Origin of the sequence: Janthinobacterium darwini (assembly GCF_051380905.1) — a bacterium.
GTDB lineage: Bacteria > Pseudomonadota > Gammaproteobacteria > Burkholderiales > Burkholderiaceae_D > Janthinobacterium.
In genome coordinates this window covers 1612993-1633636 of the sequence record NZ_JBNYXX010000001.1, presented here as the reverse complement: position 1 = coordinate 1633636, position 20644 = coordinate 1612993, and the positions used below count along the sequence as shown (strand labels likewise).

Genomic DNA, 20644 nt, shown 5'->3' with positions numbered 1-20644 from the left:
GGGCAAAAAAAGGGGCCAGACCCTGTCAGATCTGGCCCCCAGCCTTTGCCATGGTTTCAGGCTTACACCGCCTTGCTCCGCCGTCCCCGCCACCACAGCAGCAAGGCCAGCAGCACCAGCACGCCGACGATGATGCCCGCGCGGGCAAGGCCGATCAGGTTGGACGGCACCCCACCGTTGCGCAAAGTCGTCACCTGTTCCGCCGTCACCTTGACGTCGGGATTGCCGTACATCTTCTGCACGTAATTGCCCAAGGTGACGATCTGCTCGTCCGACAGGGTCTGGCGGAAGGCGGGCATCAAATGTCCCGCAGTATGACTACCCTTGCCATCCTGCCGTTCCACGCCATCGAGGATCGCCATCACCAGGTTGTTACTGTTGCTGCGGCCGGTCACCGAGTTGTGGAACAACGGCGGCAAGCTGCCGTCGAAACTGCCCTCGCCCCTGGCCTGGTGACAGCTGGCGCACTGCGCATCGTACAGCTGCGCACCCGACATCTTGTTCAGGTTTTGCGGCAACGGCACGCCACGGATCGCGTTCAAATCGTCGCCAGCCTTGCCCCATTGCGTCACCGCTTGCGTGTCCGCCTTGTCGCGGATGGCGGGTACGGTTTTCAGGTAATGCGCCACGGCGTTCAAATCCGCATCGCTCAGGTGCTTCAGGCTATGGTCGATGGCTTCGGCCATCGGTCCGGCAGCCTGCGCCCTGTTGACCGCGCGCCCCGTGCGCAGGTAGCCGGCCAGCTCATGCTGGCTCCAGCTGCCGATGCCGCTGTTGACGTCCGAGGTGATGTTCGGCGCGTACCACGTGCCCAGGTCCGCGCCACCCAGCTCTTTCGACAGCTGTTCTGCCATCAGCACATTGCGCGGCGTATGGCAGGTGGTGCAGTGGGCCAGGCCTTGCGCCAGGTAGGCGCCGCGGTTCCACTCCATGCTTTTCGACGCATCGGCCACGAACGGCTTGGTATCGAGGAACAGCAAATTCCAGCCCGCCATCGACTGGCGGATATTGAAGGGAAACGGCAAGTCCGTCTGCGTTGCCGGTGCCGTATCCACCGCTGCCACGCCATGCATGAAATAGGCGTACAGGGCTGCCGTGTCGTCATCCGTCACCTTGGCATAGGCCGTGTAGGGCATGGCCGGGTACAGGTGTGCGCCATCGGCCCGCACGCCGCGGCGCAGCGCATCGGAAAACTGCTGCAAGGTATAGTTGCCGATACCATGCGTTTTCGATGGCGTGATGTTGGTGGCGACGATGGCGCCCAGCGGCGTGGCCAGGGCCAGGCCGCCCGCCATCGGCTTGCCGCCTGGTACGCTGTGGCAGGCGATACAGTCGCCCGCCGTGGCCAGGTAGCGGCCACGTTCGACTGCCTGCACATCGGCGCCGGGGGCGTCCGCCGCCAGCACCGGCAAGGCCACGAGGGACAGCAAGGCGGCACTGGCCGCCAGTCGGAAGCTTGCCATCATGCTGCCACCCCCTGTTCGTCGAGAATGTGCTTGACGGTGCGCAAGGCTACGGCCAGGCCGTTTTCCGTCGAATTGCAGGTGCCGGACGTGGGCAACACGCCGGTGCTGCACAGGAACAGGTTGGCGTGATCAAAGGTGCGGCCCCATTGGTCGCACACGGCCTTGGCCGGATCGGAACCCATCGACAAGGTGCCGCAGATATGCTGGTTGTTGGCAAACACGCCTTCCTTGCTGTGGCGCAAATTGGTGCCGCCCATCAGCTTGGCGATCTGCTCGAAATCCTGCTTCGAGCGTTCGTGGCCCCGCTTTGTGTAGTCATCGATCGCATAATGCGCCTGCGGCTTGGGGATGCCCATGGCATCCTTTTCGCTGCTCAAGGAGATGCGGTTTTCCGGGTTCGGCAGCACTTCCAGCACGTTTTTCAAGCTCATTTCGCGCGCCGAGCGGAAACGCAGCTGTTGCTCGAACTCGGCGCCAAATACGCCCTTGCCGATCAACTCCCTGGTCGCGCCATCCACGCGCGAGATGTTGGTGAAATCCAGGCGGTACGGCGAATGCTGGCTGCGGAAGTCGCCGTCACGCATGCTGTTGATGGAATTGGGGCTTTGCGGGCCCCGGCCCAGCCACAGGTCTTCATCGGCGTCGAAAGTGATCGAAGTGCTCGGGTGATCCATCAGGTTGCGGCCTACCATGTCGCTGCTGTTGGCCAGGCCGTTCGGGTACTTGTCCGAGGCGGAAACGAGCAGCAAACGGGGGCTTTCGATGCCGTTGGCCGCCAGAATGAAGGTCTTGGCCGTGACTCGATGACTGTTCTTGTCGACGTCGTAGTACAGCGCGGCCGTGATGCGGCCCTGAGCGTCGTGTTCCAGCTTGTAGACGTTGGCATTGCACAGGATCTTGACGCCCGCGTCTTCGGCCTGCTGCGCGGCGATGCCGCCGTGGTATTGCGCGTCGATGGGGCAGATCGGCTGGCAGCTGTTGTTACCGCAGCAGGCCGGGCGGCCACCGTAGCTGACGCTGTTGCGCGCCACCGTGTTGCCGACCACCTTGAACGACGGGTCGAGACGCTCGCGGATGCGGCGCATGGCGTACGGCTCCGTCACGGACTCCATCGGAAATGGCTGCTTGCGCGGCGAACCCGTGTTCTCGGCACCCGAGACGCCCATGATGTCTTCCGCTTCCTGGTAGAACGGCTCCAGGTCGTCGTAGCTGATGGGCCAGTCCACGCCTACGCCATACAGCGTATGGATGCGAAAGTCGTTCGGCACATTGCGCCAGGCCTGCGCGGCCCAGTGCCACGAGGTGCCGCCGAACTGGCGGATGTATTCGGCCGGATACGGGTACGGGCCGGCCTGTACCAGGTAACCGTTATCCTTCGGCTGGTAGATAGGGTGCGGTGCCGTGGCCACCGAGGGATAGGGCGACATCCAGTCGCTGCGGCGCGTCGTGTTGCGGAAACGGGCGACGATTTCGCCGCGCGACACGCGCGGGCCCGCTTCGAGGATCAGCACCGAGGCGCCGGCCAGCGCGAGTTTGCGCGCGGCCAGCGAGCCGATGATGCCCGAGCCGATCACGAGGTAATCGGCAGTAAGTTGTTCAGCCATGATGACTCCTTAAATTGGTTTTCTGGCCCAGCTGCCATAGGCGCCGTAGGAATACGTGGGAGGTTTCAGCACATCGGCCACGACGGCGGCGTTCAGCGCCTGCTCGTAGGCGACGCAGACGGCCGCCTCGCCCGTGCCGACGATGCCCAGGTACCAGGCGCTGGCGATCTGGCGCGGCAAGGCCGCCAGCGGCAACTGCACCGGATCGAGCGCATCGAGCGCTTCCTGCAGGCCGGCCGCCTGCAAGCCCTGCGCATTGATCAGGGTCAACAGCGCGCGCACCTTGGCGGGAAAGGCGGCGTCCTGCGCCACCAGCGCGTCATACAGGCGCTTGGCCAGTACGGGGTTGAGCACCTGGCGCCCGACCAGCATGGCCGACACGCCCAAAAAGGCGCCCTGCTCCGCATTGGCGACCGGCTCGGCCAGCGCCCAGGGAATCAGTGCCGCGGCTGATGCCGACAGCAAGCCGGCCAGCACCATGCGGCGGCCGGGATTGAGAGGGCCGCGGCCCTCCTTGTTATGTGTAGCGTCCAATTGAAGCTCCCGTGAGTTCAGCAACCGTTCAGAAAGAATGCTTGAGACCAACCATCACCACTGTCTGGCCGCCATTCGACGATGGCGTGCCGTTTTGCGAATCGCCCACCGAGGCGACGGCGTCGACGATGGCGCCGCCGTCGCCCAGAGTCTGGCCGCGCGCCAGCTGGCGCGCTTCGATCAGGTAGATCGCCGTACGCTTGGACAGCGCATAGGTCTGCTCGAACGACAGCTGGCGGTAGCGCGCGCGGTCCGACACGCCATTGGCGCGGCTGGTGTAGGTGTCGCTGTAGCCGGCGGCCAGGAACCACTGCGGCGTCAGCTGGTAGCTGGAAATCAGGCCGGCCGTGTTGAAGATGGCGGTGTCGCGGAAGGTGGAGTGGCTGCCCGCCTGGTACTGCACGTTGCTGGCATTGGCGCCCACCATCCACTTGCCCATGGTATAGCGCGCGCTGGCGGCAATGAACGCTATGCTTTCCGCCGAGGCATAGCCCCGGTTGAGGGCCGAGATACCGAAGCTGCCCGATGCGTTGTCGCTCCAGCCAGCGCCATTCTGTCCATTTTTCAGTTTCAGATAGCCGAGCGCAAATTCGGCCGGCGAGGTGCTGTACTTGACGGCGGCGCTGAAGCTGCTGCCCACGGCATTGCCGTCGGCCGCTTCACCGAAGCCGTATTGCGCGCTGGCCTGCAGGCCGCGCCAGGCTGGCATATTGTAGGTGACGGAATTGCTGATGCGCACGGTCGTATCGAGGCCGTCGATATCGCCCGGGTGGGCGCCGGTCGCGCCCGTCAAGACATTGCTCGACGCCAGCGAGCCCACCAGCAGATAGTACGGCGTGTACTGGCGCCCGGCCGTCACGCTGCCGTAGGCCTTCGATTGCAAGCCCACGTAGGCCTGGCGGTTGAACAGGGAGCTGGCCGAACTCTGCGCGCCCGTATCGCTTTCAAAGCCGTTTTCCAGCAGGAACAGCGCCTTCAGGTCACCGCCCAGCTCTTCCACGCCCTGGAAACCGATCTTGCTGGCGGACAAACTGCCGCTGCGCATATAGGTATTCGACTTGCCGCCCTGGTTGCTGGCGTAGGCGGTGGCCGCATCAACTACGCCGTAAATGGTGACATTGCTTTGGGCGCAAACGTTTGCGCCGATGAGCGAAGTGACGGCCAGCGCCGCAGCGCGCATGCATATAGTGTTCATTTTTTCCTGATTTTCCTGTTTTGTTGTACGTCCAGCAAGCATGTCCACCGCGATGGCGGAACACACGCTGTGACGCTGCGTTGCCGCCCCATCCGGCGATGGGGGCATCCGCTGTTCTTCTTGATTTGGATCAAGTGCAGCAAATTATACGCTTATTTGCTCACATGTAAGTGATTAACTATAAGGCGTAGTCTTATAGCAAAACATGGATAGCTCTTATAGCAAAACCGATAGATGCGCGGGCGCAAGCCCGGCAGAATGGGGGAAAGCGTGGAACAGGCGTGACAAAAGCAGCGGAGGCGCGTGTTAAAAAAACACGCGCGGCGGAAGGTCAGACAGGCAGAAAACGGGGGGGGGGGGGCTGGACGATTCAGCGCAGGATGGCGGGCGCCACCGGCAGGGTTTCCAGGGCAATGAAGGCTTCCAGGGTACGGCGCATGTCTTCAAACACTTGCTTGCCGTAAGCCGCTTCCAGGTGTTCATATTGCAAGTCAATCAACTTGCCCATCTGCAGCAACAAGCTGGCGCCCGATTCCGACAGGTGCACCTTGCGGCGGCGCTGGTCGCCTTCAAACTTGCTACGCCCGATCAAGCCGATTTCTTCCATGCGCGCCAGGATGCCGCTCATGCTGGGACTGGAAATCTGGCAGATATTGCACAGCTCGCGCGGTTCCAGGGTGGGGCTTTCGTTCAGCGCGCGCATGATGCGCCACTGCTGCTCCGTCACGCCGAAGTGATTGAGGATGGGGCGGAAATGCTGGAGCAGGCTGTCGCGTGCCTTCAGCAGCAGTTGCGGCATGTTCGGATAACGGATCGGTAGCTGCAAGTGGAACTCCAGGGTGGCCAGCACAATGAGCGTAATTATACGACTCGCCCGAGGAGAATAGCGGCAAAAATGCCTTTCCCTGCCGCTCTTGATGCCATGGCGTCAGCCTCTGGCTTTTCTCTGCTCGGGAATAAAGTGTTCGCGCACGGCCTTGGCCAGCAGGCCAGGCGGCAGCAAACCCTGTCCCAGCAGGAAGTTGTTGAAGGCCAGGCGGTCGAATTTCTCGCCCAGCGCCAGCTCCGTTTCCGCGCGCAGCTGCAGGATGCGCGTATAGCCATAGAAATAGCTGCCCGCCTGCCCCGGCATGTTGAAGGTATAGCGGTCCAGCTCCTGGCGCGCCATCGCTTTCGACAGCATCACTTCATCCGTCAGGATGCGGCCCGCTTCTTCACGCGTGACCTGCCCCAGGTTCAGCATCGGGTCGAGCATGGCGCGTGCCGCGCGCAGCATGCGGAACTGCAGCGCGATGAACTGGCCTTCGGCCGGTTCGTAGGGAATCATCTCCGCTTCCGCATACAGCGCCCAGCCTTCCACGTTGACGCTGTTGAACGCGTACAGGCTGCGCGCCTGCGACACGCCCCGCTCCACCATGGCGCTGAACTGCAGCTCGTGGCCGGGCCGGCCCTCGTGCGCGCTCAGGGTCCATGCCGCGCCCGCGAAGTTGAAATCGTCATATGCTTCGCCCTTGCCGCTGGTGGCCGGATTGCTGACGGGGAGGACGAACTGGCCGTGTTCTCCCGTATTACCGATCAGCGGAGGCGGACGCATGTGCGGCGCCGGCTGGGCCGCCGATTCGGCATTCGATGCAAGGCGCATGGTCATGGCGCGCGCAGGAATATCGACGACGCGCTGCTGGGCGATGCGCTCTTCCAGCTGCGCATTGACGCCCTTGTAGTGCGCTTCCAGCTGCTCGTTCGGGATAGAATCGACTTTCAGCGCGCGCAGCACCTGGCGGTAATCGCTGCCGTCGACGCCCTTCAACGCCAGCCTGGCCGCCACCACGGGCGCCAGCGCCTGCATGGCGGCGCGCGTTTCCAGGTAGGCCACTTGCGCCCGTTCGACCAGCGCGCGCGGCTCGATGTCGATGCCCACCTGTTTCAGGCGGAAGGCGTACAACTCGGGCGCCATGCGGAAATCCGTGCGCGACAGGGGCAGCACCACTTGCTTCTCCCACGCCGCATATTCGTTCAACTGCTGTTCCATGGCCGCCAGCGCAGGTTCGGCGTCCGCGATCTGCATGTCGGCAAACAGCTTGCGGATGCCGGCGATATACGTCGGCACGTTTTCCAGCGACTGCTCCACCTGCAGGCGCACGGGACCGGCCAGGCCAGGCTTGCCGATTTTTTCCGTGAAGCGCGCCTTGGCCTGCTGCGTGATCGGCGTGCTGCCCGGGAACCGGCCCACATAGCGCTGCAAACGTTCGAGCGCCTTGGCGCGTCGCGCGGCCGGACGCTGCTCCTGCAGCAAGCTTTGCATGCTGCCAAAAACCATTTGCGGCACATCGACCCACGGCAAGGTGAACTTGGCGTCCAGCTGGGCGCCGGTGATTTCCTGGTCCACAGCCTGCGTCAGAATCTGCAGATCCTGACGGACGCGCTCATCTTTTTCCATCGCCAGCTTTTGCTGCAATTGCGCGCGCGCCTGCCGCATGGCTGCCACATAACGTTCGGTGATCTTCGGCCCCAGGTCGGCGGCCAGGCCGTCGTACTGCGCCAGGCCTGTGTCGGAAGCGTTTTCGGGCGAGAACTTCGCCTGCGCCGCCAGCACGATGGCCGCGTTACGGTTGCTGGCCTCGACCCAGGCCGATTCGGCGCCAGCCGCTGCCGGGGCGGCGGCCATGGCGGGCATGGCAAACGCTATGGAGAGTGCTGCGGCAAGCACGGTCTGGTGCAATTTCGGAATAAGGTACATCGGGGTTTCCTTCCTGGCAGAATCGGCGAACAAAACGGCGAACGAAGCGGCCAGTATCGGCGAGCGCCAGGGTGCTGTCAATCGGACGGGGACAGGCCGCGCCAGGCGACCCGTCCCGCGCCCGTCAGTACGCCAGCCCGTCGCCGAACTTGTACAGCGGATGGGCCGTGTCATACGGCACGTCCGATTTCTGCATCTGCACTTCGGCCATCGACGACGGCAACTCGAACGGCAGTTTGCCTTGCGGCTTGGCCTTGCCCGTCAGGACATCGAACAGCGCGCCGTCGCTCACGCCAAAGTTGGCGAGAATGGCGCTGGCCTTGTCCTGCACGTTGCCGAGGATGGCCGGACGGTCCAGGTACACCGTCACCACCGTCTTCGGCGCGTATTTCGCCGCGTTCTTGATCGCCTCGTAGTCGGCATTGCCATCGACGTAATCGAGCCGGCCTTCGTGCTGCATGCTGCCGAAGATGTAATTCGGGTGCAGGGTTTCATAGGGCGCGGCCACGCGCAGCAGGGCCACGTCCGCTTCCTGCGGCGTGGCCACCACCGTGTAGCCGTACTGCTTCGCCACGGCCGCATCGATGCCATACAGGTAGACTTTCTTGACGCTGGCCGCCAGCGGCAAGACCTTGTCCTTGTTTTCCAGCAAGACCAGCGAACGGCGCTGCGCATCCAGGCCAGCCTCGACGAATTCCGCCTTGCCCACCGTGGTGGATGCCTTGGCCGCATCGACAAACGGATGCTCGAACAGGCCTTGCTTGAATTTCTGGATCAGGATGCGCCGCGCCGAGGCGTTGATGCGCGCTTCCGTCAACTGGCCACGCTGCACGGCTTGCGTCAGGTACGGCGCTTCCGTCACGCCGCCAAACTGGTCCATCCCCGCCGTGACGGCCTTCACGTAACGTTCGGCCTTGGTGGCGTCTTCCATGCCCCACGGCGTGCCAAAGCCGATGAACGAAGGCGCGACGCCCGGCGGCGTGCCGTTGCGGCAGTTGGCGTCGCAGTCGGAAGTGATGCCCCAGTCGGACAGGATCACGCCTTCGAAGCCGTATTTGCCGCGCAGCAGATCGGTCAACATGGTCTTGCTGAAACCGGCCGCCACCTGCTCCAGGGTGATGCCGGCTATGGTGATATTACCGTCTGGCAGGGCGTACGTCGGCATGACGGAAGCCGCCTTGGCGGTGAACGCCCCTTCGAAGGGCTTCACGTGGTAAGCGAAGTTGTTGCCCGGGTAGGTCATGTAGCGGCCATAGTAATTGTGGCCGTCAAAGCCCTCTTTCGTGGCGCCGTAGCCTACCCAGTGCTTGACGACGGCCACCACGCTGCCGTCATGCAAGCCCGTATTGCCGTCTTGGAAGCCCTCGATATAGTGCTGCACCATGCGCTTGGCCAGGTCGGCGTCTTCGCCAAACGTGCCGTTGATGCGCGACCAGCGCGGCTCGGTGGCCAGGTCCGCCTGCGGTGATAGCGCCTGCGTGATGCCGACGGCCAGGTATTCCTGGCGCGCGATATCGCCGAAACGGCGCACCAGCGCATCGTCGCCGATGGCGGCCAGGCCCAGGGTTTCCGGCCACTGCGAGAAGCCCTTGGTGCCGGCGCTGGCGCCCACCGTGTACTGGAAATGGTGGCGCGGATCCGTGCTGATGGACACGGGGATGCCATGGCGCGAGGTTTCGCTCAGGGCCTGCACCTTGTTGTACTGGGCCGCCATATTGGCCGTATCGCCCGCCATGCGCGTAATAAACGTGTTGACGTACTGCTTGACGATCAGGTCTTGCAGGGCCGCCAGGTCATACGCGCCGCCCAGGCCGATGCCGGAAGGGTCGGACACGGTGGGCGCCGTGCCGTGCATCATCAGGCCTGCCTTTTCATCGAGGCTCATGCGCGACAGCAGGTCGTCGGCGCGCGCCTCGGCCGTCAGGCGCCAGTCTTCGTACGGCTCGATCTTGCCGTTGCGGTTCATATCCTTGAAGGTATAGCCGTCGACCTTGAGCTGGGTGTAAGTAGTGGCGCCGAACGCGGGCTGCGTGTAGCCCTCGCTTCCGGTATCGCTGCCGCAAGCGGCCAGGGCAAGCGTGGCGACGCAGCCGGCAACCACGCGGGCCATCGGTTTCAAAGTGCAATTCATCATTATCTCCAAGACTGTTTTTGTAGGTATAGGGCGCGGCAGCAAGGCCGGCCGAAAACAATATAGCGTGAGAATGCGTGAGTTTCTTGACCGCGCAGCACCCGTTTTATACCCGCGAGAACAATTTTTGGTGAGACGGCATGACAAGCAACAATCTCTTACAAAGTGCTAATATTTGTGAAAAAATACTACAACAAGCAGGAGACACCCTTGCACAAACCCGACACGCGCACGGTTTCGAACCGCATTGCGCAACAATGTGCGCGCGCCATGCAGGCTGATGGCCACGATCCCGCCGACTTTTTCCGCCATACGGGCATCACGCCGGCGCAACTCACGGAACCTGGCGGCCGCATCAACGCCGAGCGGCATCGCCGCATGACGGCCTACGCCCAGCAGTTGCCGCAGCACCGGGCCATTCTCGATCTCGACGTGACGCACTGGTTCGCGCATTACTCGGGTATCGCCCACGTCTGCTTCAACCGCCCCACCCTGCGCAGCGCGCTGCACGAGCTGCTGCACTTGCGGGGTCTGATCGGCGAATTCGATTTCATGCTGATGAGCGAGAGTGGCACGCGCATCGAGATCGAATACCTGTCCGAGTTCTGCCCCATGGGGGGGGCCATGCAGGCGCTGGCCAATTTCCGCATGTTGTCGCTGGTGGCGCGCGCCTACGACGATGGCATGGCAACCGCCTTCCGTGCCAGCTTCCAGGGCAAGGCGCCATGGTTCGCGCCAGCCATTTCCGCGTGTTTCGGCGCCGCTGCCAGCTTTGGCCAGGCGCGCAATACATTGACATTTGACGCGCCGGCGCTGGACCGGCCCTTCGCCCAGTTCAACGCCATGCTGGCGCCGCACGCGCTGCGGCACGCGCAGGGGCAATTGCAGCAGTTGCAGAGGGCGCAGCTGTTTTCGGCCCGCGTGGAGCAAGCCATCATCGATTTACTGGGCCAGCAAGGTGCGGGCGATACCGATGGCGCCTCGCTGCTGCCGGCCCTGTGCGACGGCCTGGCGATGAACCGCTGGACCTTGCAGCGCCAGCTGCAGCAGGAGCAGACCTCGTTCCGCGCGCTGGAATTGCGCGCCAAGAGCCGAGAATCGCGCCGTTTGCTGCGAGAAACGAGCCTGAGCGTGGCGGAAATCAGCGACCGCCTGGGCTTTTCCTCGCAAAGCGCGTTTACCCGCTTTTTCAAGAACCAGTTCGAACTGCCGCCAGCGCGCTACCGGCAGGATGCCGCCGGAGCCTAGAGAAAGAGACAAGCAACAAGCAAACCGGCAAACCACGAATGGCCCTAGTCGAGGAGACGGGTTCCCCGCGTCTCCGGCCCGCTGTTCAAGCTATACAGCCTGCGGCCGTATTCTGAACCAGATCGCATACATCGCCGGCAGAAACACCAGGGTCAGCACCGTGCCGGCAAACGTGCCGCCGATCAGGGTGTAGGCCAGCGTTCCCCAGAAGACCGAATGGGTCAGCGGAACGAAGGCCAGGATAGCCGCCAGGGCGGTAAGGATCACCGGTCTGGCGCGCTGCACGGTCGCTTCGACGACGGCATCGAAAGGCGCCAGCCCGGCCGCCTCGTTATGGTGGATCTGGCCGATCAGGATCAGCGTGTTGCGCATCAAAATGCCCGACAGTGCGATCAAGCCGACCAGCGCATTGATGCCGAACGGCTGCTGGAACAGGATCAGCGTGGGCACGACGCCGATCAAGCCCAGTGGACTGGTCAGGAAGACCATGACCATGGCCGAAATCGAGCGCACCTGCAGAATGATGATCAGCAAGGTCAACGCCAGCATGATGGGGAACAGGGGCAGCATGGCCTTCGTCGCCTTCGCCGATTCCTCGATCGAGCCGGCCTGCTCGATGCGGTAGCCGCCTGGCAGTGTATCGATGATGGACCGCAGCTGCGCCGTGATGGCGCCCGACACGTCGGGCGGCTGCATGCCGTCGGCGATGTCGCCGCGCACGGTAATCGTCGGCTGGCGGTCGCGCCGGCGCATCACCGGTTCTTCCCAGCGTACCTCGACCGTTCCCACCTGCGACAGCGCGATGCGCTCGCCGTTGGCGCCAGCCAGGGTCAGGTCGGCGATACGGGCCGGGTCCTGGCGCATGTCGCCGGCCGCGCGCGCCACCACCTGCACCGTGCGGATATCTTCACGCACGGCGGTGACGGCTACGCCGCTGAGCAGGAACTGCAGCTGCTGCGCCACGGCGCCTGAGCTCAGCCCCATGGCTTGCAAGCGGTCCTGCTGCAGGCTGAAATGCAGGGTGGGCGCGCGCGTGCCCCAGTCAGTATTGACGGTGCGCATCATGGGACTGGCCTGCATCACGCGCTGCACCTGGCCGGCGATGGTGCGCAGCACCTCGGGGTCCGGGCCGCTGACGCGGTAGGCGACGGGAAACGGCGAGTATGGGCCGAACACCAGTTGTGTGACACGCACGCGCGCCTCCGGCGCCAGGCCTGCGGCAACGGCCACGCGCAAGCGCTGCTTGAGGGTGTCGCGCGCTTGCTGGCTGTCGGTGCGCACGACGATCTTGGCAAACGAAGGATCGGGCAATTCCGGCCCCATTGCCAGGTAAAAGCGCGGCGCGCCCTGGCCAACATAGGCCGTGACGATCTTCGCCTCGGGCTGGCGCGCCAGCCAGGCTTCCACTTTCACCGCCGCACCGCTGGTCTGCCCGATCGCGCTGCCGTAAGGCAGTTGTACTTCGATCAGCACTTCAGGACGGTCGGAGATGGGGAAAAACTGTTTCTTGACGATGGCCATGCCCAGCACGGCCAGCACGAACAGGCCGATCACGGTGGCGAACACCAACCATTTGCTGGCGATCACGCGGCCCAGCAGGCGGCGAAAGCGGTGGTAGCGCGGCGTGTCGTACAACGCATCATGGCCGCCGGCGACCTTTTTCAGCTCGGGCAGGAGCTTCACGCCCAGGTAAGGTGTAAACAACACAGCCACCACCCACGAGGCGATCAGGGCGATGCCGACGATCCAGAACATATTGCTGGTGTACTCGCCGGCGCTGGAGCGGGCAAAGCCGGTGGGCATGAAGCCGACGGCCGTGACCAGGGTGCCCGCCAGCATGGGCGCGGCCGTATGGCTCCAGGCATACGCGGAGGCGGCAACGCGGCTGTAGCCCTCCTCCATCTTGACCACCATCATCTCGATGGCGATGATGGCGTCGTCCACCAGCAGGCCCAGGCCCAGGATCAGGGAACCGAGGGTGATGCGGTCGAAATTCTTGCCTGTCGCGGCCATCACGATGAACACGACGGCAAGGGTCAGCGGCACGGCGGCGGCAACGACGATGCCGACGCGCCAGCCCATGCTGACAAAACACACCAGCATCACCACCAGCAGCGCGGCGAGGAACTTGAGCATGAATTCATCCACGGCCGCGCCGATATTGACAGCCTGGTCGGTGACCTTGGCCAGGCTCATACCCAGCGGCATTTCAGTGCCGATGGCCGTCACTTCCCGCTCCAGCGCCTTGCCCAGGTCCAGGCCATTCCAGCCATCGCGCATGACCACGCCCAGCAGCAGCGCCGGCTCGCCGCCATTGCGCACCATGAAGCTGGCCGGGTCCTCGTGGCCGCGACGCACGGTGGCGATATCGGACAGGGCCAGCGTGCGGCCCTGCGCCACCACCGGCGTGTCGCGGATCTTTTGCAGCGCGTCGAGCGCGCCGTCGAGGCGGATGAACACTTGCGGCCCCCGCGTCTGGACCGAACCGGCTGGCGTGAGCGCATTCTGGCCGTGCAGCGCCGCAAACACGTCCTGCGCCCTGACGCCCAAAGTGGCCAGGCGCTCCTGAGAAAACTCGACATAGATGCGTTCGGCCTGCTCGCCGATGATATTGACCTTCTTCACGCCCGGCACGTGCAGCAGGCGCTGGCGCAAGGTTTCAGCCTCGCGCACCAGCAGGCGCTGCGGCTCGCCCCGCGCCTTGAGCGCAAACAGGGCAAAGGTGACGTCCGCGTATTCGTCGTTGATCATGGGACCGATGACGCCGGACGGCAGGTTGGCCGCCTCGTCGCCAGCCTTCTTGCGCGCCTGGTAGAACTCCGCCTGCACCTGGTCGGGCGGCGTGCTGTCGAGCAGGGTCAGGGTGGTAAACGCCAGGCCGGGCGTGGTATAGGTTTCGGCGCGCTCGTACCAGCGCAGCTCCTGCAGGCGCTTTTCGATCTTTTCGGCCACCTGGTCCTGCATTTCGCGCGCGCTGGCGCCTGGCCAGGCGGTGACGATGGTCATCACCTTGACCGTGAAGGCCGGGTCTTCCGCCCGTCCCAGCTTGAAGAAGGACAAGAGGCCGGCCAGCGATATCAGGCAGATCAGGAACAGCGTGACGGAACGCTCGCGCACGGCCAGCGCCGACAGGTTGAAGCCCCCGCTCATGGCCGCGCTCCCGCACCCGCTTGCTCAAGTGCGACCTGCTCGCCGTCGCGCAGCAGGTGAGCGCCCAGCGCAACGATGCGTTCGCCGCTTTTGAGCTGGCCACTGACGTCGGCGCCGTCATCGTGCAGGCGACGCACCTTGACGGGCCGCCAGGCCAGCCGCGCCGGCTCACCCTGGATCAGCCACACGCCCGGCCCCCTGCCCCCATCGTGCAGGGCCGCGAGCGGTACCCGTACGGCATCGCCGGCATCGGCGCTACCGGCAATGCGCACCGTGACGGTGGCGCCCAGTGGCGCGCCCGACAGCGCTGCATCGAGCACATAGCGTGCCTCGAAGGTGCGCGTTTGCCGGTCCGCATTCTGCGACAACTGCCGCAGCGTGGCTGGCACGCTGGCGCCCGGCCTGCCAAACAGCGTGGCCTGGGCGGTCGAACCAAGCGCCGGGCGCAAGGTTTCCGGCAACTGGATCGCCGCTTCGCGCCGCCCGTCATGGGCCAGGCGCACCGCCGGCTGCCCGGCAGCGAGTACCTGGCCCGGTTCGGCCAGCGTATCCGTCACGATGCCATCGGCATCGGCCACCAGCACTGCGTAGCGCAGCGCATTCCGCGCCACGTCGGCCTGGGCCTCGGCTGCCTTAAGCTGGGCAGCCGCGGCGTCGGCCAGCGCCCTGACCTGGTCGTACGCTGATGCCGAGATGGCGCCGGTGCCGCGCAAGTCGCGGTAGCGCGCCTCCTCGTCGGCCGTCTGGCGCGCGCGGGCGCGCTCGGCCGTGACCGCGTCCTGGCGTGCCTGGGCCAGCAGCTGCAGGTCCTGCGCATCCAGGCGCATCAAGGCTTGGCCACGCCGCACGGCCTGGCCGGCATCGACCAGGCGCTCCTGCACCTTGCCGGCGACCCGAAAACCCAATTCGCTTTGCACGCGTGGCGCGACGACGCCGGTAAAGGTACGCGCACCCGACTCGGCACCCTGCACCGTTACGGCGCGCACCAGCGGCATGGCGGTACGCGGATCGGCTTGCGCCTTCTCGCCGCAGGCGGTCAGGCCCAGGGACAAGGCCAGGGGCAAGGCGGAGATGACAGCAGATGAGGCAAGACGGCGCCAGCGCATAAGAATCCCATGAACGAATTGAACAGGGTTCTCATTCTGGTACTGGTGACCAAATAAGTCAACAGTCACAAACCGGCATTGTGACTAGGGTGACAAGCTGCGCAACACGAGGCTGGACAATTGTGCCGGCGCCGTCTCGCTCGTCTCCAGGCTGTGCTGCAGCAGCAAGGGATTGATGTAGGGGCGCATCACCAGGTAGATCGCGCTTGCTGTTTCGTCGAGCGGCGTCTTGCGCTCGAAGTCGCCCGTCTTGCGGCCCTGCTGCAAGATATCCTGCAGCAAGGCGCCCATGGCCAGCTCATAGGCCTGCACCGTCGGCCAGCGCCCGGTGGCGGCCGAGGCGGCGATGTCGTACAGCTTGCGGTCCTGGAAGAACAGCCGCAGGCTGGCCTCGACACTGGCCTTGAACATGCGCCGCAGCTTCTCTGGCGGCTGACCGGCGGCATCCACCGCTGCCCTGACCTCGGTTTCAATCTGGCGCAGGCAGTTGCCGCAGATATGTTCGCCGATAGCTTGCTTGGACTCGAAGAACTTGTAGATATAAGCCTTGGAAAAGCCGATGGCCTTGGCCAGGTCGGACACGGTGGTCTTTTCGTAGCCATACAGGCTGAAATATTCGGTGGCGGCGACGACGATCTGATCGCGCACGTCGTGGCCGGCCGGGCCGCGCGCGGGCGACGGAATTGCTGGATGAAGTGTGGTGTGGTTCATGGCAACAGCTTAACGCGCCGCGCCAAAATGCACAATAAGTGACCAAAATGTATTATAGTCACACTCATTTTCTTTTTTTAACGAACAGGACAATCCCTATGCCCATCCCAGCCCTTCTGCGCCTCCCCTTCGTGCTGTGTGCCGCCGGCCTGGCCGCGGGCTGCACCGCCGGTGCCGATTACCACCGGCCCGCACTGCCGCAAGCGGCGCAGTATCTGCACCAGTCGGCAGTCGGCTTGCGCCAGAACGCCGATACAGCCGAACTGCAGCAGTGGTGGACGGCGTTTGGCGATCCGTACCTGACTCGCCTGGTGACGCTGGCACTGGCGCAAAACCTCGACCTGGCGCAGGCTGCAGCCAGGGTGCACCAGGCGCGCGCAGTGCTTGGCGCGGCCGATGCCGCATTGCTGCCCTCGGCCAATCTCGAAGGCCAGACCGCGCGCGCCTATCAATCGGTGCAGACGCCACTGGGCAAGGTGCTCGATGCCACGCCCGGGTTCGCGCGCGCCGGCAGCGCGCACGAAGTCAACCTGGAAGCGTCATGGGAACTCGACCTGTTCGGCGGCCTGCGCCGCGAACGCGAAGCGGCGCGCGCCGACTACGAGGCGACGGCAGCGGGATGGGCGGCAGCGCGCCTGGCCGTGGCGGCACAGACGGCCGACTTGTACCTGACCATCCAGGGCCTGCAAACGCGGCGCGATCTGGCACGCAAGCAGGTCGACACCCAGGCGGCGGCGCAGGACATCGCGACGCTGTTGTACGGCAAGGGGCTGGTGAACGAGCCGACGCTGCGGCAAGCCGAGGCGGCACTGTCGCAGGCGCGCGCGGCCATGCCGGGCCTGGAAACGGCGCGCGAAGTGGCACTGCATGCGCTCGACGTGATGCTGGGCGCGGCGCCCGGCACCCATGGCCACGAACTGCCCGCCAGCGGCATCATCGCGGTCGCGCCACGCATCACGGCCGGGGGTACGCCAGGCGACCTGCTGCGGCGCAGGCCCGACCTGATCGTGGCCGAGCGGCGCCTGGCCGCAGCGAGCGCGCGCACCGGCGCGCAAGTGGCCGAATACTATCCCAAACTGAGCCTGGGCGGCCTGCTCGGCAGCACCACCGCCGGCGGCTCCCTGTTTGCCAGCGGGTCCGGCCAGGCTGCGGGCGTGCTCGGCATGCGCTGGCGCCTGTTCGATTTCGGCCGCATCGCTGCGCAGATCGACGCCGCCCGGGGCCAGGAAGCCGAGTTACTGGCGGCCTATCGGCTGGCCGTGCTGCGTGCCGCGGAAGACGTGGAGAATGCCTGTTCGGCACTGCTCGGGTACGAACAGCAGGCAGGCCTGCTGGCGCAAAGCGTCGATGCGCTGCAGCGCGCGCGTGCCTCTGCACTGGCGGTCTTTCACAAGGGAGCGATCAGCCGCCACGATGTGCTGCAGGCCGACGCCCAGCTGTTGCGGGCCGAGGATGCGCACGCGCAGGCGCAAACGGCCGCCGCACGTGCAGCGGTCGCCACCTACAAGGCGCTGGGCGGCGGCTGGCAGGCGCCAGCGCCTGCGGCCCTTGCTGCGCGTTAAAGCCGGGACAGCGCTCAGAAAAAGTGGCGCATCCCCGCCATCACGCCATTCTGCGTGCGGCCCGCGCCCACGGTGCCGCCCGCGTCCAGCGCCACGGCGGCAGCGCCATCGTTGTCCATGCGGCCGATGGCGCTGTAGACGGCCGTGCGCTTGGACAGGTGATACGTCAGGCGCACGGTGGCCAGGGTGGCATCGTTGGGACTGTGCTTGACGGCCAGCCTCGCGATTTGCCCGTCGAGGACCAGCGCGGGGGCGACCGGCCAGGCGGCGCCGACATACAGCAGTTGCGAGTCGACTTGCCCCGTGGCGGCGCGGATGGTGCGGTCGATGATGCCGCCGCCGATTTTCAGCTTGTCAGCCATGGCGTAGGCGCTGGCGATCACGCGGCGGTCGAAGTTGCGGCTCGATGTGAGGCCGTTGGCCGCGCCCGCGTTGCCGTACATGATGTCGTACGACGCCGTGGCGCCGTAGCGGCCTGTGTCATAGCCCAGCAAGGCAGTGATTTGGCGGCAGGCCTTTGCATTGCCCGCCACTTCGCCCGCGCAGCCCGTGGCCGCCGGCCCGCCCGCTGCCGAGGCATCGCGCCCCAGGCTGTAGGTGGCGCCCACCGTCACGTCGGAAAACGTGCCCAGATAGCCGATGGCGTTGTCGCTGCGCGCATTCGGCAGGTACAGATCGAGGCTGCTGATGGAAAACAGGGCCGGGCCCATGATGTCGGACTTTTGCGTGGCCCAGAACGACATATTCATTTGCCGCCCCAGCATCACGCTGCCATAGCGCCCCTTCAAGCCCACGTATGACTGGCGGCCGAACAATCTCCCGCCCTGCCCCGCGATGCCCGTATCGACGCCGAAGCCCGATTCCAGCGCAAAGATCGCTTGCAAGCCGCCGCCCAGGTCTTCCACGCCCTTCAAGCCGAAGCGCGATGGCAATGAACCCGTCAAGGTGGGCATCTTGGTGACGCTGTCGCCGGCCGCGTTGGCATTCGTCGTGTAGGCCATTGAGCTGTCGAGCACTCCGTACAGGGTGACGCTGCTTTGCGCGTGGGCGCTGGTGCTCACGCCGTGGGCGCACGCGCCCAGCAGCGCCATGGTGATGGCGTTGATTTTTCTCATGCTTGTCTCCGTTTTTTGTGGTTTTTATTCTGCGTCTGGCTGCACATCGGGGTGCGCCTGCTGAAAAGCCGGCAGCGCCTCGCAATGCGCGACGATGCGCAGGATCGTCGGATACGGCGCCAGGTCGCACTTGAATCGCAGCGCGTTGTATACCTGCGGCACCAGGCAGCAGTCGGCCAGGGTCGGCGTGTCGCCATGGCAGAACATGCCTGTATGTGCGCTGCTCGCCAGCTCCGCTTCCAGCGCGGCCAGGCCCAGATGGGTCCAGTGCTGGTACCACGCATTCTTCTGTTCCTGCGACAGCGCCAAGGGCCCCGTCAGGTAATTGAGCACGCGCAGGTTGTTCAGCGGGTGGATGTCGCAGGCGCAGACCATGGCCAGCTGGCGCACGCGGGCGCGGCCCGGCGCGTCGGCCGGCAGCAGTTTTTGCCCCGCCTGTGTCTCGTCCAGGTATTCGATAATGGCCAGCGATTGCGTCAGCACGGCGCCGCCGTCCTCCAGCACGGGCAGCAGCTGCTGCGGGTTAAGGCTGGAAAACGCCGGCGTGAACTGCTCGCCGCCATTACGGCTCAGGTGCACATAGGCCGTATCGGCGTGGAGGTTCTTCAGGTTCAGCGCGATGCGCACGCGGTAAGAGGCGGAGCTGCGGTAATAGCCATGCAATTTCATACGGTGCTTTCAGTCAGGGTAGCTGGAACGGCGGCAGAGCGATTCCGGACGCGCATCAAACGGCCCATGGCCAGCAGCGCCAGGGACGCCAGCACGGCCGGGATGGCCAGCAGGAAGAAGATGGTTTCGTTGTCGAGTTTCAGGGTCAGCATCAGGCCACCGGCCATGGATCCCAGCACGGAGCCGCTGCGGCCCACGGCGGCGGCCCAACTGACGCCTGTGGCGCGGCTTGACGTCGGGTAGAACGCGGCGGCCAGCGCATTGGCGCCCACTTGCGAACCGCTGACGCCAAAGCCCACGCCGAAGACGGCCAGCACCAGCAAGGCCAGGCTGCTGCCCGACAGGGCCACGACGACGATGCAGCCGGCGGCCGCCAGGTAGGCGATGCTCAGCACTTTATGGGGGCTATAGCGGTCCATCCAGCGGCCCAGCAGGATGGCGCCCACCGTGCCGCCCACCTGGAACATCACCGTCACCAGAGAGGCGTTAGACAGGGACAGGCCATTGCCGTTAAGCAAAGTCGGCATCCAGCTAGAGAGCAGATAGATGATGAGCAGGCTCATGAAGAACGTGGACCACAGCAGCAAGGTGCCGCCAATCACGCCGGGACGGAACAGTTCCGCCATGGGGGAGCCGGCGAGTTTTTTGTCGCTGACCACGAGGCGCGGCAAGGCGGCCAAGGCGGGCGCGATGCGGCGCACGATGTTCAACACCTGGCTACCGTCGCGTCCTTTCAATACCAGCCAGCGCAGGGACTCGGGCAGCGCCAGCAGCAGCACAGGCACCAGCAGCAGGGGCAAGGCACCGCCCAGCATCAGCACCCCGCGCCAGCCGATCAGGTGCAGCAGCTGCGCCGAAGCCAGGCCGCCCAGCGCGGAACCGATGGTAAAGCCGCAGAACATCATGGTCACGAGGCCGGAACGGCGCTGCTGCGGGCAGTATTCGGACGTCATGGTCACCGACGTCGGCATGGCGCCGCCCAGGCCCAGCCCCGTGAGGAAGCGCAACACCAGCAGCATCGTCAGATCCGTCGACCAGGCCGACAGCAGGCTGGCCGCGCCGAAGAAGGCGACGGACACGATCAGCACAGGACGGCGGCCGTAGCGGTCCGCCAGGGGACCGAATAAAAATGAGCCCGCCATCAGGCCAAACAGCCCGGCGCCGAACAGGGGCGCCAGCGCGGCGGGGGTCAAACCCCATTCGGCGCGGATGGCAGGCGCGATGAAGCCGATCGAGGCCGTGTCGAAGCCGTCGATGGCGACGATCAAAAAGCATAGCCAGAGAATCAGCTTCTGGTAGCGGGAAAACGGGTGACTGTCGAGGAAGTGCTGGACGTCGGTGCTGGCATTGCTGTTCATGCTGTCTCCATTCTTGTTGGTGGCATTACCGGGCTGCGCGATCTGTGCCGCGCTGGCC

Annotated in this window: 15 protein-coding genes; 2 read left to right on the top strand and 13 right to left on the bottom strand. The window is 65.0% G+C overall.

The annotated features are described in order from the left end of the window. Positions 1-62: 62 nt before the first annotated feature. From ACQ4WZ_RS07590 to ACQ4WZ_RS07560, 7 genes are all read right to left on the bottom strand, one after another. Positions 63-1466, bottom strand: coding sequence for a c-type cytochrome (locus ACQ4WZ_RS07590; RefSeq protein ID WP_101481530.1), 1404 nt, complete (start codon positions 1464-1466; stop codon positions 63-65). Continuing rightward, on the bottom strand, positions 1463-3070 hold the full coding sequence (locus tag ACQ4WZ_RS07585) for a GMC family oxidoreductase (RefSeq protein WP_133991052.1): 1608 nt from the start codon (positions 3068-3070) through the stop codon (positions 1463-1465). The genes ACQ4WZ_RS07590 and ACQ4WZ_RS07585 overlap by 4 nt, the downstream gene beginning before the upstream one ends. A 9-nt stretch (positions 3071-3079) precedes the next feature. Beyond that, positions 3080-3604, bottom strand: a complete 525-nt coding sequence (locus ACQ4WZ_RS07580) for a sorbitol dehydrogenase family protein (RefSeq protein WP_243858039.1) — start codon at positions 3602-3604, stop codon at positions 3080-3082. A gap of 28 nt (positions 3605-3632) precedes the next feature. Then, positions 3633-4799 (bottom strand): porin, encoded by a 1167-nt coding sequence (locus tag ACQ4WZ_RS07575; protein WP_436573003.1) that lies wholly within the window; start codon positions 4797-4799, stop codon positions 3633-3635. A gap of 370 nt (positions 4800-5169) precedes the next feature. After that, positions 5170-5625 carry a homoprotocatechuate degradation operon regulator HpaR gene (gene hpaR / locus ACQ4WZ_RS07570; RefSeq protein WP_243858038.1) on the bottom strand — a complete coding sequence of 152 codons (456 nt, stop codon included), beginning with the start codon at positions 5623-5625 and terminating at the stop codon, positions 5170-5172. A 102-nt stretch (positions 5626-5727) separates the two neighbouring features. Further along, positions 5728-7536 carry a DUF885 domain-containing protein gene (locus tag ACQ4WZ_RS07565; protein ID WP_436573002.1) on the bottom strand — a complete coding sequence of 603 codons (1809 nt, stop codon included), beginning with the start codon at positions 7534-7536 and terminating at the stop codon, positions 5728-5730. Positions 7537-7660: 124 nt separating this feature from the next. Further along, positions 7661-9670 (bottom strand): glycoside hydrolase family 3 protein, encoded by a 2010-nt coding sequence (locus ACQ4WZ_RS07560; RefSeq protein WP_436573001.1) that lies wholly within the window; start codon positions 9668-9670, stop codon positions 7661-7663. Between the two features lie 207 nt (positions 9671-9877). Between ACQ4WZ_RS07560 and ACQ4WZ_RS07555 the strand changes: the two genes are divergently transcribed. Then, on the top strand, positions 9878-10915 hold the full coding sequence (locus tag ACQ4WZ_RS07555; protein WP_436573000.1) for a helix-turn-helix transcriptional regulator: 1038 nt from the start codon (positions 9878-9880) through the stop codon (positions 10913-10915). 90 nt (positions 10916-11005) lie between these two features. On the opposite strand, the gene ACQ4WZ_RS07550 is transcribed toward ACQ4WZ_RS07555, so the two are convergent. The 3 genes from ACQ4WZ_RS07550 to ACQ4WZ_RS07540 form a co-directional block, all read right to left on the bottom strand. Beyond that, a complete protein-coding gene (locus ACQ4WZ_RS07550) occupies positions 11006-14065 on the bottom strand; it encodes an efflux RND transporter permease subunit (protein WP_436572999.1) in 3060 nt (1019 codons plus the stop codon). Next, positions 14062-15171: an efflux RND transporter periplasmic adaptor subunit gene (locus tag ACQ4WZ_RS07545; protein WP_436572998.1), complete on the bottom strand. Its 1110-nt coding sequence runs from the start codon at positions 15169-15171 to the stop codon at positions 14062-14064. The genes ACQ4WZ_RS07550 and ACQ4WZ_RS07545 overlap by 4 nt, the downstream gene beginning before the upstream one ends. A gap of 84 nt (positions 15172-15255) precedes the next feature. After that, entirely contained in the window at positions 15256-15882 is a 627-nt protein-coding gene (locus ACQ4WZ_RS07540; RefSeq protein WP_436572997.1) for a TetR/AcrR family transcriptional regulator, read from the bottom strand. A gap of 98 nt (positions 15883-15980) precedes the next feature. Between ACQ4WZ_RS07540 and ACQ4WZ_RS07535 the strand changes: the two genes are divergently transcribed. Then, complete coding sequence (locus tag ACQ4WZ_RS07535; protein WP_133991040.1) at positions 15981-17444, top strand: efflux transporter outer membrane subunit; 1464 nt, start codon at positions 15981-15983, stop codon at positions 17442-17444. A 14-nt stretch (positions 17445-17458) separates the two neighbouring features. Here the strand turns inward: ACQ4WZ_RS07535 and ACQ4WZ_RS07530 are convergent, their stop codons facing one another. Genes ACQ4WZ_RS07530 through ACQ4WZ_RS07520 form a run of 3 tightly spaced genes read right to left on the bottom strand, consistent with a single transcriptional unit; the run spans position 17459 to position 20586 of the window. Continuing rightward, entirely contained in the window at positions 17459-18559 is a 1101-nt protein-coding gene (locus ACQ4WZ_RS07530) for a porin (protein WP_436572996.1), read from the bottom strand. Positions 18560-18583: 24 nt separating this feature from the next. Further along, complete coding sequence (gene maiA / locus ACQ4WZ_RS07525; protein ID WP_101481542.1) at positions 18584-19228, bottom strand: maleylacetoacetate isomerase; 645 nt, start codon at positions 19226-19228, stop codon at positions 18584-18586. Further along, entirely contained in the window at positions 19225-20586 is a 1362-nt protein-coding gene (locus ACQ4WZ_RS07520) for an MFS transporter (RefSeq protein ID WP_101481543.1), read from the bottom strand. Before ACQ4WZ_RS07520 ends, maiA begins: the two co-directional genes overlap by 4 nt. Positions 20587-20644: the final 58 nt, after the last annotated feature.

Bases quoted from the DNA above. Each gene is read 5' to 3' on its own strand.
- ACQ4WZ_RS07540 (WP_436572997.1), bottom strand. From the start codon at position 15,882: ATGAACCACACCACACTTCATCCAGCAATTCCGTCGCCCGCGCGCGGC.
- ACQ4WZ_RS07550 (WP_436572999.1), bottom strand. From the start codon at position 14,065: ATGAGCGGGGGCTTCAACCTGTCGGCGCTGGCCGTGCGCGAGCGTTCC.
- ACQ4WZ_RS07520 (WP_101481543.1), bottom strand. From the start codon at position 20,586: ATGAACAGCAATGCCAGCACCGACGTCCAGCACTTCCTCGACAGTCAC.
- ACQ4WZ_RS07590 (WP_101481530.1), bottom strand. From the start codon at position 1,466: ATGATGGCAAGCTTCCGACTGGCGGCCAGTGCCGCCTTGCTGTCCCTC.
- ACQ4WZ_RS07535 (WP_133991040.1), top strand. From the start codon at position 15,981: ATGCCCATCCCAGCCCTTCTGCGCCTCCCCTTCGTGCTGTGTGCCGCC.
- ACQ4WZ_RS07565 (WP_436573002.1), bottom strand. From the start codon at position 7,536: ATGTACCTTATTCCGAAATTGCACCAGACCGTGCTTGCCGCAGCACTC.
- ACQ4WZ_RS07545 (WP_436572998.1), bottom strand. From the start codon at position 15,171: ATGCGCTGGCGCCGTCTTGCCTCATCTGCTGTCATCTCCGCCTTGCCC.
- ACQ4WZ_RS07560 (WP_436573001.1), bottom strand. From the start codon at position 9,670: ATGATGAATTGCACTTTGAAACCGATGGCCCGCGTGGTTGCCGGCTGC.
- ACQ4WZ_RS07585 (WP_133991052.1), bottom strand. From the start codon at position 3,070: ATGGCTGAACAACTTACTGCCGATTACCTCGTGATCGGCTCGGGCATC.
- maiA (WP_101481542.1), bottom strand. From the start codon at position 19,228: ATGAAATTGCATGGCTATTACCGCAGCTCCGCCTCTTACCGCGTGCGC.
- ACQ4WZ_RS07530 (WP_436572996.1), bottom strand. From the start codon at position 18,559: ATGAGAAAAATCAACGCCATCACCATGGCGCTGCTGGGCGCGTGCGCC.
- ACQ4WZ_RS07575 (WP_436573003.1), bottom strand. From the start codon at position 4,799: ATGAACACTATATGCATGCGCGCTGCGGCGCTGGCCGTCACTTCGCTC.